A 14,239-nucleotide genomic window follows, 5' to 3' on the forward strand; every position below is an offset into this window, starting at 1 on the left:
CATGCTAAAGTTTACGCACCATTTTTCATAAGGATTCACCATGTCTTTTGTTGCTCAATTTGCCGATAAACTCCATTCTCTCGCCGAGGTTTTAATTCACTCTTTTCCGGAAAAATTCGATTCCACTTTGTTTGAACAAATCGAACAACAAAGAGAAGATCTCGCAACGAATATCGGGCAAATGGCTGTGGCGGTGGCGATGTCGGATTTTGTGGCGGAGGCGTGGCAGAAACAGCCGGCGTTTTTAGCAAAATGTTGGGGAAAACTACCACACTTTGAGGACTGTGACCAGTACGCCGAGCGGTTAGATGAGGTATTACAGCATGTGCAAACGGAAGAGCAACTTTACCGGGAATTACGTCTGTTTCGCGCCCGTGAAATGGTGAAGCTGAGTGTTTGTCAAAGTCTTAATTTCGCCACGGTGGAACAGGTTTTTATTCGCTTGTCGCAACTGGCGGAAAGTCTGATTATTGGTGCGCGCGATTGGCTTTATGCGCGGGCTTGTGAAGAAATGGGCACGCCGATGGATGCGCAGGGCAACGCGCAGCAGCTATATATTCTCGGCATGGGTAAACTGGGCGGCTTTGAGCTGAATTTTTCTTCCGACATTGATTTGATTTTTACGTATCCAAGCCAAGGAGAAACCGTGGGTGCGCGCCGCAGCGTGGATAATGCGAAGTTTTTCACCCGTTTGGGGCAACGCTTGATTAACGCGTTGGATCAATACACCGCCGATGGTTTTGTGTACCGCACGGATATGCGTTTACGTCCCTTTGGGGATAGCGGCGCGCTGGCACTCAGTTTTAACGCCATGGAGCAGTATTATCAGGATCAAGGACGCGATTGGGAACGTTACGCCATGATCAAAGGTCGCATTTTAGGTGCGCAATCAACGGATCCCAATGTTGCCGTTTTACAGAATTTATTGCGCCCGTTTGTATATCGTCGCTACATCGATTTCAGCGTGATTCAGGCGTTGCGTGAGATGAAACAAAAAATCGAACGGGAAGTGCGCCGCCGCAACCTCACCGATAACATCAAATTGGGCGCGGGCGGCATTCGTGAAATTGAGTTTATCGTGCAGGTTTTCCAGTTAATTCGCGGTGGACGGGAAATTGCCTTGCAGCAGCACGAATTGCTGAATTTATTGCCGGAACTAAGCAGGCTGAATTTAATTTCCACCGAACAGGAATCCGATTTGCACCATGCCTATTTATTTCTACGTCGCGCGGAAAATGTGCTGCAAGCCATCAAAGATCAACAAACCCAACAACTGCCAGACAATGAATTGGATCGTCAACGTTTAATCTTCGCCTGCGCGGAATTTACCCAATGGGGTGCGCAACAAGAAAGTGTTCCCGTCACCTACCCGATTCACGATTGGGCGAGTTTTCTCGCCGTGTTACAAGAACATCAGCGCAAAGTGCGGTCGGTTTTTCAGTCATTAATTGGTGATGAGCAAGAGGAAAACACATCGGAAAATGCGTGGGAAGATTTCCTCGAAACGGATTTTGACGAACAAGAATTACTCAGCATTTTACAACAAAACGGTGTGCCGGAGGCGGAACAAGATGCGGTGTTGGATCGTCTGTTGCAATTTCGCAACGAATTGCCCCGTTATGCCATTGGTGTGCGCGGGCGGGCAGTGCTTAATCGCTTAATGCCAAACCTGCTGGAACAAGTTTTACACACGCCCAACAGCCCTGTTTTACTGCCACGGATTTTGACGATTATTGAAAAAATCCTCACGCGCACCACTTACCTCGAACTGTTAGCAGAGAATCCGCAAGCCTTGACACAACTTATCGAACTTTGCGCCCAATCAAAATTTATTGCAGAACAAGTGGCGCGCCACCCGATTTTGCTCGATGAATTGCTCGATCAAAAATCCCTACGAAATCCATCGCACTTTACCGAGTACGCCTCAGAATTACAGCAATATTTATTGCGCCAGCCCGAAGATGACGAAGAACAATTTATCGACGGCTTGCGCCAGTTTAAGCACGCTGCCCTGCTCCGCATTGCCGCGGCCGATATTCTCGGTGTGTTGCCGGTAATGAAAGTGAGCGATCATCTCACCTATTTGGCTGAGGCGATTATCGGCGCGGTGGTCAATTTGGCATGGCAACAAATCGCCGTGCGTTTTGGTGTGCCAGAACATTTGGCGGAAGGAGAGAAAAACTTCCTCGTGGTGGGTTACGGCAAATTGGGCGGCATTGAATTAGGCTATAAATCTGACTTAGATCTCGTCTTCTTATACGATCCCGCCAACAACAGTCAAACCGTTGGCGGCAAAAAAGTCATCGACAGCAACCAATTTTATTTACGTTTGGCCCAAAAAATCGTCAGTATTTTCAGCATGAATACCAGCGCCGGGATTTTATATGACGTAGATATGCGCCTACGCCCATCGGGCGATGCAGGATTGCTTGGTTGCTCTTTCGCCGCCTTTGAGAACTATCAGCTAAACGAAGCCTGGACCTGGGAAAAACAAGCCTTGGTGCGTAGCCGTGCGGTGTTCGGCGAACAGAAACTGCGGGACGAATTTGAAACCATTCGCCACAACGTGCTTTCTGCTCCGCGTGACTTAGTTCAACTGAAACACGATGTCTGCGAAATGCGGGAAAAAATGTATGAACATTTGGCAAAACATGATAATGCCCAATTCAATATTAAAACCGACCAAGGTGGCATCACAGACATTGAATTTATCGCACAATATTTGGTGTTGGCGCATTCGCCGCGACAGCCCGCCCTCACCCGTTGGTCAGATAACGTGCGGATTTTCGAAATCATGGCAGAATACGGCGTGATTTCTGACGCCGACAGCGAACGTTTGAAACAATGTTATGTAGAGCTACGCAATCGTATTCACCATTTGAATTTGCTCGGTTTACCCTCTGTGGTGGACGGGTCGGAATTTTGTGCAGAAAGGGCGTTTGTGCGGGAGATTTGGAAGAAATTATTGGGATAAGACAAGTTTCTTTTTGGGGTAACATGCGGCTACGTTTTTATCACCGTATTAAAAATTACTTTGAAAACTGACCGCACTTTTAGGCCGTGTTAGCGCCGATTTGTCATCAAAATCGGCGGCTCTACTCTACGCTCTCATTGCTGGAGACACCCTCATCCCCTATCATCCCCTCGCAGGACTCATTTAACTTTGTTGGGCTTTCTTGCGATTTTTATACCATTTCCAAACAAGATAAACCACAAGGAGCGCGATTAAGATATAAATCACTGATTGGCCTTTCTTAATTTGTGCGTGTAGCCAATCTAAATTGCTGGCACCGAAATCACCGAGATAAACCCAAATTGGCACGGAAATAATCGCAGCACAGAAATCTAATAATACAAAACGTGTAAAACTCACCCGTCGGGTAATTCCGGCAACCATGTAAATCGGGGCGCGTAAACCGGGTAGAAATCGTGCGACAAATAACACACGATTGCCATATTGATCGAATTTACTACGTACCATGCGCAAACGATCTAAAGTCAAAAAGCGACGAATAGGTCTAAAACGTAGCATTTTAGTACCATAAATGCGACCAAGCCAATACATCGTGCTATCGCCTAGCAACACACCAAGTAAACTTACGACCAACATGATGTGCACATTAGCATATCCCAAACCGGAAATAACGCCGCCGGAAACTAATGTAATATCTTCCGGAATCGGTACGCCAAAACCACAGATAATCAAAACAAATAACACGGCGAAATAACCGTAATTGCTAAAAAAATTAATCAGAAATTCCATGAATGAAAGCGCCCTAAAACTAAAAATAACCCACCCATTTTATCCCATCTTGCCTGAATATGGCTAGGAAAAAGTGCTTGATTGAGTTTGCATTACCTATACGAATTTATTATAATCGCCAACCTCAAAGTTCAGACTTTGAGCAAATTTTGTGAAATCGCTGGGTCGCCTGCGATTTTTATTCGTTTAAATCTTTAAAAAGAGAACACTAAAATGGCATTTAAATTCAACGCTGAAGTTCGTACAGCGCAAGGTAAGGGTGCGAGCCGCCGCCTGCGTCACAACGGTCAAATCCCGGCTATCGTTTATGGTGGCAAGGAAGAGCCTGTATCTATCATTTTAAGTCATGATGAACTAAACAATGCGCAAGCGCATGATTCTTTCTATTCTGACGTCATCACATTAGTGATTGATGGTAAAGAGGTGGCTGTGAAAGTGCAAGCAATGCAACGTCACCCATTTAAGCCGAAACTTGTGCACATTGACTTCAAACGTGCATAATTGATAAAAACTCCAGATGGCCTCTGGAGTTTTCTTTATATACCACTATTACATAAAGGATAGATTATGAAAAAATTAATTAAATTTGGTGCTGTTGCTTTATTTGCTGTTTTTTTGGCTGCTTGTGATAAAGCGGTAGATCCTGCAGTTGAAACGGCTGATTATAATGCGTTAATTGAATGGAACAGAAACCAAGAGCAAACACAGCTACAATCCCAACAAAAATTCCAACAAGATCTTATGGTGGCGGTACAAGCCAAAGACAATAAAAAGATCCAAGAAGCGATTGATACCTTTAATAACTCTGTAAAAAACACAATTGCTAGCTTAGAATCGTTAAAAATTCAATCTGCTTCAATTAATGAAGTCAAAGAACAAACAAAAACCGTGCTTAGCTTAGCAAGCGATTTATTGGTTGATCAAGCGAATGTGAGCTTAAGCGAGCCAACGGAAGAACAACAAAAAGCTTATTTAGCAAAAGCAGAAAAATTAAAAGATGCCATGGCGAAACTACAAGAGCAAAGCCTTGCATTAGAGAAAAAATTTAATGGAAATGCTAAAGCACAATAATTCTGCTTAAGCCAATCTCCATAAAAAATCCCCTTTTCGTAACGAATAAGGGGATTTTTATTTCTTGTTAGAAATTAGAAGTTTGCGTTGCGTGGTGCACGTGGGAATGGAATCACATCACGAATGTTTTGCAACCCTGTCACATAAACAATGAGACGTTCAAAACCTAAACCAAAGCCGGAATGCGGCACAGTGCCATAACGGCGTAAATCGCGGTACCACCAATAATCTTCAGGGTTTAAGCCCATTTCTTCCATGCGTTTATCTAGCACATCTAAACGTTCTTCACGTTGTGAACCACCAATGATTTCACCAATTCCCGGTGCTAACACATCCATCGCAGCAACGGTTTTTCCATCATCGTTTAAACGCATATAGAAGGCTTTAATGTCTTTTGGATAGTTTTTCACCACAACAGGCGATTTGAAATATTCTTCCGCTAAATAGCGTTCATGTTCGGAAGAAAGGTCAATTCCCCAAGAAACCGGGAATTCAAAGGTTTTTCCGGATTTCAATAAAATCTCAATGGCATCGGTGTAATCTACTTGGGAGAAATCGGAATGAATGAAACGTTCCAAGCGATTAATGACATCGCTGTCAACATGTTTAGCAAAGAATTCCAAGTCATCACGACGTTCTGTTAAGACTGCACGGAAAACATATTTCAACATATCTTCAGCAAGTTTTGCGTTGTCGGCGAGCGTTGCGAAAGCCACTTCCGGTTCAATCATCCAGAATTCTGCTAAGTGACGGGTTGTGTTGGAATTTTCAGCGCGGAACGTTGGGCCAAACGTATAGATTTTACTTAATGCACAAGCGTAAGTTTCACCGTTTAATTGACCGGATACAGTTAAGAATGATTCTTTACCAAAGAAATCTTGGCTAAAATCCACCGCACCTTTATCTGTGCGTGGCAAGTTTTCTAAATCTAACGTAGAAACACGGAACATTTCGCCCGCACCTTCCGTATCGGAAGCGGTGATTAACGGCGTTGCCACCCAATAGAAACCTTGCTCGTGGAAGAAGCGATGAATGGCTTGAGCCAAACAATGACGTACACGTGCAACGGCACCGATAATATTCGTGCGAGGGCGAAGGTGTGCAACTTCCCGTAAATATTCGATTGAATGGCGTTTTGCTGCCATTGGGTAGGTTTCCGGATCTTCAACCCAACCGGTGACTTCCACCTTCTCTGCTTGTAACTCAACAGCTTGACCTTCAGCCGGCGATTCAACCACTGTCCCTGTTACAATGACGGAACAACCGGTAGTTAAACGCAATACTTCAGATTCATAATTAACGATATCATTATTTACGATGGCTTGGATAGGTGCAAAGCAGGAGCCGTCATAAACGGCAAGGAAAGATAGGCCTGCTTTAGAATCGCGACGGGTGCGTACCCAACCGCGTACAGTCACTTTCTCGCCAATTGCGATTTTGCCCTGTAGCACATCTACAATTGATGCAATTTTTGTCATATATACCTCAAATTTAATCCATTTTTCTAGAACTGCACTAGTTTACCTTAAGTTAGAAAATTTACCAAAATCTATTGATGCTTTTATTTTTTAAGGCAATGCGGATAGTGAACACACCTCATTTTGATCAAAATCCTTCCTGATTAATCCGTATTTATTTTGATGACATAAAAGCATAAATAATCGGGATATCTTCATGCATTTTATGCAAAAAGATCGATAAATTTATTAAATATTGTTTTATCTCAAAATAACATCACCCTTTTTCATCTAGAATCTCACGACTAAAGTAGAAAAGAGGATGATGATGAGTAGTTTTTTTATCACAGGAACTGATACGAATGTTGGCAAAACGATTGTAACACGTGCAATCATGCAAGCTTTGCAAAAAGCGGGCATTCAAGTCGTTGGGTACAAGCCAATTGCATTCGGGCAAGATGAACCGATATATTCGCTGAAGTCTTTGCAGGAAGAAAGTGACTATGAAACGAAAGATAATTCTGATGTTCTAACGTTGATGAATAGCACAAGCGAAAATGTTACCTATGAAGAAGTCAATAGTTACACGTTCTTGCATACGATCCCTATTTTAACAGAAGAAAGTCAACGAGTTAAAATCGAGAAGCTGAATGCAGATTTGGCACGGCTATCCGCCAAATATTCTTCGGTTGCTGTCGAAGGGGCTTTCGGTTGGTTGACGCCCATTAATAAAGACTATAGTTTTGCCGACTGGGTTGCTGAACACAATATGCCAACTATTGTCGTGGTGGGAATTAAAGAAGGCTGTATTAATCATGCCTTATTGACTGTGCAATCAATACTTAGCAAGAATCTGCCATTATTGGGATGGGTTGCAAATCGAATTAACCCCGGCCTCGGTCATTATGCTGAAATTATTGAAACGTTAAAACAAAAAATAGATGCGCCATTGCTCGGTGAAATTGCCTATATTCATCGACCTGAAGAACAAGACTTAAGCCACTTTATTACAGGGCTTGACCGATTGACGTATATGCGAACAGAATGGGTCGCATAAAAACGGTAAACAGCAGAAAACACGGTGAAGACTCAGTGCGGTAAAAGATTAAGTGCGGTAAAAAATTAAGTGCAGTGAACATTAAGTGCGGTGAAAATTAACCATATTTAATCGATTTCATCAAAAACAGAAGGCTTAGTAAACTTACTAAGCCTTCTTTAGCAATTACTCTACTGTCAAAATACGGCAGGTATTTGAACCGCTGTCTGCAAATTCTGCCCCTTGAGTTAATAACACTACATCCCCTGCCATTAAGAAGCCTTTATCTTTTAACAAGGAAATCGCTTTTTGCGCCCCTTCCATTGTGCGGCTGATGTCATCATAAAGCACCGGTGTTACACCGCGATATAACGCACACAAATTTAAGGTTTCTTGGTGACGAGATAACGCAAAAATAGGCAAACCGGAACTGATTCGAGACATTAACAATGGCGTACGACCACTACTACTCATGGCAATAATAGCACTCACCCCTTTCATATGATTCGCTGCGAACATCGCCGACATTGCAATCGTTTCCTCAATATCATCAAATTCGACATTTATACGATGGTGTGACACGCTGGCTCCCGGCATTTTTTCTGCCCCTAAGCACACTTTTGCCATAGACGCCACTGTTTCCGCTGGATATTGACCAGCAGCCGTTTCCGCAGACAGCATAACTGCGTCAGTACCGTCTAATACGGCATTTGCCACGTCCATAACTTCTGCGCGGGTTGGCATTGGATTGCTGATCATCGATTCCATCATTTGTGTTGCAGTAATCACCACACGATTTAATTGACGAGAACGACGAATCAATTTTTTCTGAACGGCGACTAATTCCGGATCACCGATTTCAACCCCTAAGTCCCCGCGGGCAACCATGATAACATCAGACGCTAAAATGATGTCATCCATCGCTTCATCGGTAGCTACCGCTTCGGCACGTTCCACTTTAGCAACGATTTTTGCATTCAAGCCGGCGTCTCTCGCTAATTGACGGGCATAATTTAAGTCCTCGCCGGAACGTGGGAAAGAAACGGCCAAATAATCCACCCCAATACGGGCAGCGGTGATAATATCGGCTTTATCTTTCTCAGTTAGTGCATCAGCTGATAACCCCCCACCTAATTTATTGATACCTTTATTATTTGATAAAGGTCCACCAACGGTTACCTCAGTGAAAACTTTTGCGCCTTCGGTGGATAACACTTTTAATTGAACGCGACCATCGTCTAATAAAAGAATATCGCCCGGTACGACATCTTGAGGTAAGGTTTTATAGTCTAAACCAACCACTTCTTGTGTTCCCTCACCTTTCGGTAACTCAGCATCTAAAACAAATTTGTCGCCGATATTTAAGAAAATTTTACCGTCTTTAAAGGTAGATACCCGAATTTTCGGGCCTTGTAAGTCACCTAAGATCGCAACCGTTTTTCCTAATTTCTTCGCTATTTCGCGTACTTTCTCAGCACGGGCAATATGGTCTTCCGGTGTGCCATGCGAGAAGTTCATGCGCACGACATTCGCCCCAGCGGCAATAATTTTTTCCAAATTGTTACCACGGTCGGTTGCCGGCCCCATAGTACATACAATTTTCGTTCTTCTGAGTCTTCTAGACATTAAAATTCTCCGTAACTATTTGTATTATAAAATTTTTATTAATATGTGCGATGACTTCATCATCACATAAAAAAACTGCGTCGCATTATACGCCTAAAATAAAATTAGATCGAGATCACATTTTAGAAATGACGTGGTTGATTTGCCCATAACATACCGCATTCTCATGATTACACCACGGCACCATTGGCTACCTTTTATACCTAAAGAAAGGTTGACCTGACATAAATTCCACGCTAAGGTGCCCGCCCGAATTTCTCTCGACATGTTAAAATTGCTTAACCCTGACTTTATAATCGAATAGACATATGATTTCTCAACCCAAAGAATGCCAAAATCCACCGCACTTTAAACTCATTACTGAAGATAGCGCCTTGGCAGAGGTTTGCGCATTCGCTAGACAGCAAAGTGCGGTGGCTTTAGACACTGAATTTGTTCGCACCCGAACCCTTTACCCTCAGCTTGGCTTAGTTCAGCTCTACGCCGGTGATGAGGTAGCACTCATCGACCCAACAACGATTCAAGATTTTTCCCCTTTCATTGCCTTACTTGCCGATGACTACGTGACCAAAGTGTTACATGCCTGCGGAGAAGATCTGGAAGTTTTTCAACACACTTTCCAACAACTCCCCCAACCGATGTGTGATACCCAAGTAATGGCTAATTTTTTAGGCTTTGCGAATTCACCGGGATTTGCCACATTGGTGCAACATTATTTCCAAATTGAAATTGATAAAGGTGCTTCCCGTACCGATTGGTTGGCTCGTCCGTTATCAGATACCCAATTGCGCTATGCGGCAGCGGATGTATGGTATTTGTTGCCGTTATATCAACAAATGCAAGCCCAACTGGCACAAACCGAGTGGCAAAGTGCGGTCAAAAATGAATGTGAATTTTTGCTCAATAAACGCGCACACTCAGGGAAAGATCCTGACACCGCTTATTTTGCGATTCCAAATGCTTGGAAGCTCAATTCATTGGAATTAGTGCGATTAAAAATTCTCGCCAAATGGCGTACGCAAGAAGCCATGAAACGGGATCTTGCGTTAAATTTCGTGGTGCGTTCAGAAAATTTATGGGCGGTGGCAAAATATAATCCGAAAAGCACCTCAGCATTGTTAGAACTCGGGTTGAGCACATCAGAAGTGCGAATTCATGGTAAAAAACTCTTACAGTTGCTTGAACAGGTTAAGCGTATCGATCCCAAGGATTATCCTCCAATGATTCAGCGGTTAACTGATGATCCGCGCTATAAAACGGCCCTGAAAGCCTTGCAACAGAAACTCAAGGAAATTACCCCTAAAAACTTACCGCAAGAGTTAATTGCAAGCCGACGTAGCTTAGAAAATTTAATGAAATGGCATTGGTTAAACGCCTCTAAAGAGGATCTCCCAGAGTTATTACAAGGTTGGCGAAAACCTTTTGGCGATGCGTTATTAAATGTACTGAAAACCCTTTAAATTGCGAGAGAGAAATGGAAAGTAAAAGCGCCACTTAACTGCGGCGCTTTATTTAAGGAGATTTAGAGACTTGCCCGAACGCCTAAAAGATGGCAAATGGCGTAAGTTAATTCACTGCGGTTTAATGTGTAGAAGTGGAAATCGTTCACGCCTTCACGAGATAACACACGTACCATATCAATGGCAATGCTGGCGGCAACGAGATTGCGCGTAGTTTGATCGTCATCCAAGCCATCATACATTTTTGCCATCCACGCCGGAATTTTGACGTTTGTAACAGACGCCATTTTTTGCAACTGTTTAAAATTTGTTACCGGCAAAATGCCCGGCACAATTTCCGTATCAATACCAATAGAAGCACAGCGGTCTCGGAAACGTAAATAACTGTCTATATCAAAGAAAAATTGCGTAATCACATGGTTTGCGCCGGCATCAATCTTTCTTTTTAAGTTGATCAGGTCAGCTTGTGCTGATTTAGCCTCCGGATGCACTTCCGGATATGCCGCAACGGAAATGTCAAAATCGGCAACGGAACGTAATAACGCCACTAAATCTGAGGCATAGAAAGGCGGCTTGTTATAACCTGGAGGGATATCGCCGCGCAATGCAACAATGCGACGAATGCCATTATCCCAATAATCCTTGGCAATGGCGCGTAACTCATCGGGTGTGGCATCAATGCCGGTTAAATGAGGTGCAGCCTCTAACCCTGTCTGCTGTTTAATATTTTTAACAACACTGTGAGTACGATCCCGTTCACCGGAGTTTGCACCGTAAGTAACGGAGACAAACTTAGGTTTTAGCACTTTTAAACGATGAATCGATTCCCACAGAAGATTCTCCATCTTTTCATTTTTCGGCGGAAAAAACTCAAAGGAAACGTTAATCTTGCCATCCAAACTCGCTAAATGCTGGTTTAAATTATCAATTTCTTTTGCATAACTCATAAAAATCCCTTATTTATAGCCAAGAATACTACTTCCGTAAGTTAAACGGAAAGCGCATATGTGTCAATTTTAAATATTTTATTATTTTTATGAATTTAATTCATAAAAATGTTAAGGATAATGTCATTTAAAAAAGATCACCTAAAGAAGTTATAAAAATTGTGTCTTTATTTCATAAACAGCATGAATTGAGTTTTTTTTAAGCAGTTGATTTAAATTTTAGAAATTTCATTTGACTCCCATTCATAAATGCGTAAAATGCGCCACGTTGTTTAGCGTTGCTAGATAATTATGCGGGAATAGCTCAGTTGGTAGAGCACGACCTTGCCAAGGTCGGGGTCGCGAGTTCGAGCCTCGTTTCCCGCTCCAAGCCCGAGTGGTGGAATCGGTAGACACAAGGGATTTAAAATCCCTCGCCTTTCGAGGCGTGCCAGTTCAAGTCTGGCCTCGGGCACCATTTTAAAGATAATCTATTCTTTAAAACCCTCCAAATAAATCATATCGTTGGGTCGTTAGCTCAGTCGGTAGAGCAGCGGACTTTTAATCCGTTGGTCGAAGGTTCGAATCCTTCACGACCCACCAAATTCACTAGCTCTAAATCTATTATTCAAGTCAATATCTCCTAAATTAAAATACTTTAATACTCATTATTATAATGCTTTAAATTTAATCACATTCTCCCCTCTACCCCACTTGAAAAACACATAAAATTCCACCTTTCTTCAAGTCTCTAATTTATGATCTCAATCACAGTTTTGTTAAAACAATTCAGATAAAATAAAAATCCCATATTAAATATAAGGATATGACGAATGACTTCAGCAGAACTTTTCGGTGAAGGAATTAATCTGATATTCTCAGGGATGGGCTTTGTGTTGGTCTTTTTGCTCATTTTAATTTGGGCAATTGGACTCATGTCTAAACTTATCAACCGCTTTTTTCCCGAACCTCTCCCCTCACCCAAAACGCCTTCAAATGCTACCGCACTTTCTGCGGCACCTACTGACGATTTTGAGCGTTTGCGCCCTGTAATTGCAGCGGCTATCGCGCACCATCGCCGTACCCAACAGTTCAAATAAAAATAAGGATTTTACTATGACTAAAAAAATTAAAATGACCGAACTGGTACTTCGTGATGCTCACCAATCGCTTTTCGCGACCCGTTTACGTCTCGATGACATGTTGCCAATCGCTCAAGAATTAGACAATATCGGCTATTGGTCGTTAGAAGCTTGGGGTGGTGCAACCTTTGACAGTTGTATTCGTTTTTTAGGTGAAGATCCGTGGGTGCGTTTGCGTGAATTGAAAAAAGCCTGTCCGAAAACCCCGTTACAAATGCTGTTACGAGGTCAAAACCTCTTAGGTTATCGCCACTATGCCGATGATGTGGTGGAACGTTTCGTCGAACGTTGCGTAGCAAACGGTATGGACGTTTTCCGCGTATTTGATGCGCTTAACGATCCACGTAATATGAAAGCGGCGTTGCAAGCCGTGCGTAAATTCGGCGGTCATGCACAAGGGACATTAAGTTATACCACCAGCCCGGTACACACCATGCAAACCTGGCTTGATACCACCGAACAATTATTGGAAATCGGTATTGACAGCTTAGTGATTAAAGATATGTCAGGTATTTTGAATCCGATGGCGGCGGCAGACTTAGTGCGCGAAATCAAAAAACGTTTCGACGTGGAATTACATTTACACTGCCACTCGACTACCGGTATGGCGGAAATGGCGCTGTTAAAAGCCATTGAAGCAGGCGTAGATGGTATTGATACTGCAATTTCCTCTATGTCAGGCACCTACGGCCACCCGGCAACAGAATCCATGGTGGCAACCTTACAAGGCACTGAATATGACACCGGTTTGGATATTCCGCGTTTGGAAAAAATCGCTGCCTATTTCCGTAATGTGCGTAAAAAATATGCCAAATTTGAAGGTCAGCTACGTGGCGTAGATAGCCGTATTTTAGTGGCACAAGTGCCGGGCGGTATGCTAACAAACTTGGAAAACCAACTAAAACAACAAAACGCTTCCGACAAATTGGATTTGGTTTTAGAAGAAATTCCACGCGTACGTAAAGATTTGGGTTACATTCCGCTTGTTACCCCAACCTCTCAAATTGTCGGCACACAATCAGTCATTAATGTGCTGACAGGCGAACGTTATAAAACCATCGCGAAAGAAACTGCTGGTATTTTAAAAGGTGAATACGGTAAAACGCCTGCACCGGTAGATAGCGCATTACAAGCTCGCGTATTAGAGGGTGCCGCTCCGGTGACTGACCGTCCTGCCGATCACATTGCGCCTGAAATGGCGAAAATTGAAGCTGAAGTTGCCGAACAAGCCAAAGCGAAAGGGGTTAAATTAGCAGACAACGCTGTAGACGATGCTTTAATTGTGGCGCTGTTCCCTCAAATCGCTTGGAAATTCTTAGAAAGCCGTAACAACCCTGCAGCCTTTGAACCGGCACCAACCGGCAATGAAAGTGCGGTGGAAAATAAACCTGTTTCTAAAGCAGCGTCCGGTTCCGCCGTTTATACCGTGGAATTAGAAGGCAAAGCCTTTGTGGTGAAAGTCAGTGAAGGCGGCGACATTTCGCACGTAGCCACAACCACAGTACCAGCTGCGCCGCAAGCCGCATCAGCACCAACCAGTGGTGGCACACCGGTAACTGCGCCAATGGCGGGTAACATTTGGAAAGTGGTGGCAACAGAAGGTCAAACTGTTGCTGCAGGTGATGTGTTATTCATTCTTGAAGCCATGAAAATGGAAACAGAAGTCAAAGCGGCACAAGCCGGTACCGTGCGTGGTATTTGTGTCAAAGCCGGCGATGCCGTCGCGGTGGGTGATACCGTCATGAACCTCGTCTAAGG

Annotated in this window: 11 protein-coding genes and 3 tRNA genes; 10 read left to right on the forward strand and 4 right to left on the reverse strand. The window is 43.4% G+C overall.

The features are described 5' to 3' along the window. The first annotated feature begins 40 nt into the window (after positions 1–40). Entirely contained in the window at positions 41–2,974 is a 2,934-nt protein-coding gene (glnE, locus tag J5X96_RS06685; RefSeq protein ID WP_209362489.1) for a bifunctional [glutamate--ammonia ligase]-adenylyl-L-tyrosine phosphorylase/[glutamate--ammonia-ligase] adenylyltransferase, read from the forward strand. Positions 2,975–3,157: 183 nt separating this feature from the next. On the opposite strand, the gene J5X96_RS06690 is transcribed toward glnE, so the two are convergent. Continuing rightward, a complete protein-coding gene (locus tag J5X96_RS06690) occupies positions 3,158–3,763 on the reverse strand; it encodes a DedA family protein (protein WP_209362491.1) in 606 nt (201 codons plus the stop codon). A 213-nt stretch (positions 3,764–3,976) separates the two neighbouring features. On the opposite strand from J5X96_RS06690, the gene rplY reads away from it, so the two are divergent. Together rplY and J5X96_RS06700 are read left to right on the forward strand one after the other, a co-directional pair. Next, positions 3,977–4,264 (forward strand): 50S ribosomal protein L25, encoded by a 288-nt coding sequence (gene rplY / locus J5X96_RS06695; protein WP_021615269.1) that lies wholly within the window; start codon positions 3,977–3,979, stop codon positions 4,262–4,264. Between the two features lie 66 nt (positions 4,265–4,330). Then, positions 4,331–4,834: a hypothetical protein gene (locus J5X96_RS06700; RefSeq protein ID WP_021615268.1), complete on the forward strand. Its 504-nt coding sequence runs from the start codon at positions 4,331–4,333 to the stop codon at positions 4,832–4,834. Positions 4,835–4,908: 74 nt separating this feature from the next. On the opposite strand, the gene asnS is transcribed toward J5X96_RS06700, so the two are convergent. Next, entirely contained in the window at positions 4,909–6,312 is a 1,404-nt protein-coding gene (gene asnS / locus J5X96_RS06705; protein WP_209362493.1) for an asparagine--tRNA ligase, read from the reverse strand. A 307-nt stretch (positions 6,313–6,619) separates the two neighbouring features. Here asnS and bioD point away from each other — a divergent pair, with 307 nt between their 5' ends. After that, positions 6,620–7,348, forward strand: coding sequence for a dethiobiotin synthase (gene bioD / locus J5X96_RS06710; protein ID WP_209362495.1), 729 nt, complete (start codon positions 6,620–6,622; stop codon positions 7,346–7,348). Between the two features lie 165 nt (positions 7,349–7,513). Here bioD and pyk read toward each other — a convergent pair whose 3' ends face one another. Beyond that, a complete protein-coding gene (pyk, locus tag J5X96_RS06715; protein ID WP_033002350.1) occupies positions 7,514–8,953 on the reverse strand; it encodes a pyruvate kinase in 1,440 nt (479 codons plus the stop codon). Positions 8,954–9,261: 308 nt separating this feature from the next. On the opposite strand from pyk, the gene rnd reads away from it, so the two are divergent. After that, positions 9,262–10,413, forward strand: coding sequence for a ribonuclease D (rnd, locus tag J5X96_RS06720; RefSeq protein WP_209362497.1), 1,152 nt, complete (start codon positions 9,262–9,264; stop codon positions 10,411–10,413). A gap of 62 nt (positions 10,414–10,475) precedes the next feature. Here rnd and metF read toward each other — a convergent pair whose 3' ends face one another. Then, complete coding sequence (gene metF, locus J5X96_RS06725) at positions 10,476–11,360, reverse strand: methylenetetrahydrofolate reductase (RefSeq protein ID WP_209362499.1); 885 nt, start codon at positions 11,358–11,360, stop codon at positions 10,476–10,478. Positions 11,361–11,653: 293 nt separating this feature from the next. Here metF and J5X96_RS06730 point away from each other — a divergent pair. The 5 genes from J5X96_RS06730 (at position 11,654) to oadA (ending at position 14,237) form a co-directional block, all read left to right on the forward strand. Then, positions 11,654–11,729, forward strand: a tRNA-Gly gene (locus J5X96_RS06730). Position 11,730: 1 nt separating this feature from the next. Further along, positions 11,731–11,817, forward strand: a tRNA-Leu gene (locus tag J5X96_RS06735). 49 nt (positions 11,818–11,866) lie between these two features. Continuing rightward, positions 11,867–11,942 (forward strand) — tRNA-Lys (locus J5X96_RS06740). Between the two features lie 230 nt (positions 11,943–12,172). After that, positions 12,173–12,439 (forward strand): oxaloacetate decarboxylase subunit gamma, encoded by a 267-nt coding sequence (locus tag J5X96_RS06745; RefSeq protein WP_209362500.1) that lies wholly within the window; start codon positions 12,173–12,175, stop codon positions 12,437–12,439. Positions 12,440–12,455: 16 nt separating this feature from the next. Then, positions 12,456–14,237, forward strand: a complete 1,782-nt coding sequence (gene oadA / locus J5X96_RS06750; protein ID WP_209362502.1) for a sodium-extruding oxaloacetate decarboxylase subunit alpha — start codon at positions 12,456–12,458, stop codon at positions 14,235–14,237. The last annotated feature ends 2 nt before the right edge of the window (positions 14,238–14,239 follow it).

This window comes from Aggregatibacter sp. 2125159857 (assembly GCF_017798005.1).
Classification (GTDB): Bacteria; Pseudomonadota; Gammaproteobacteria; order Enterobacterales; family Pasteurellaceae; genus Aggregatibacter.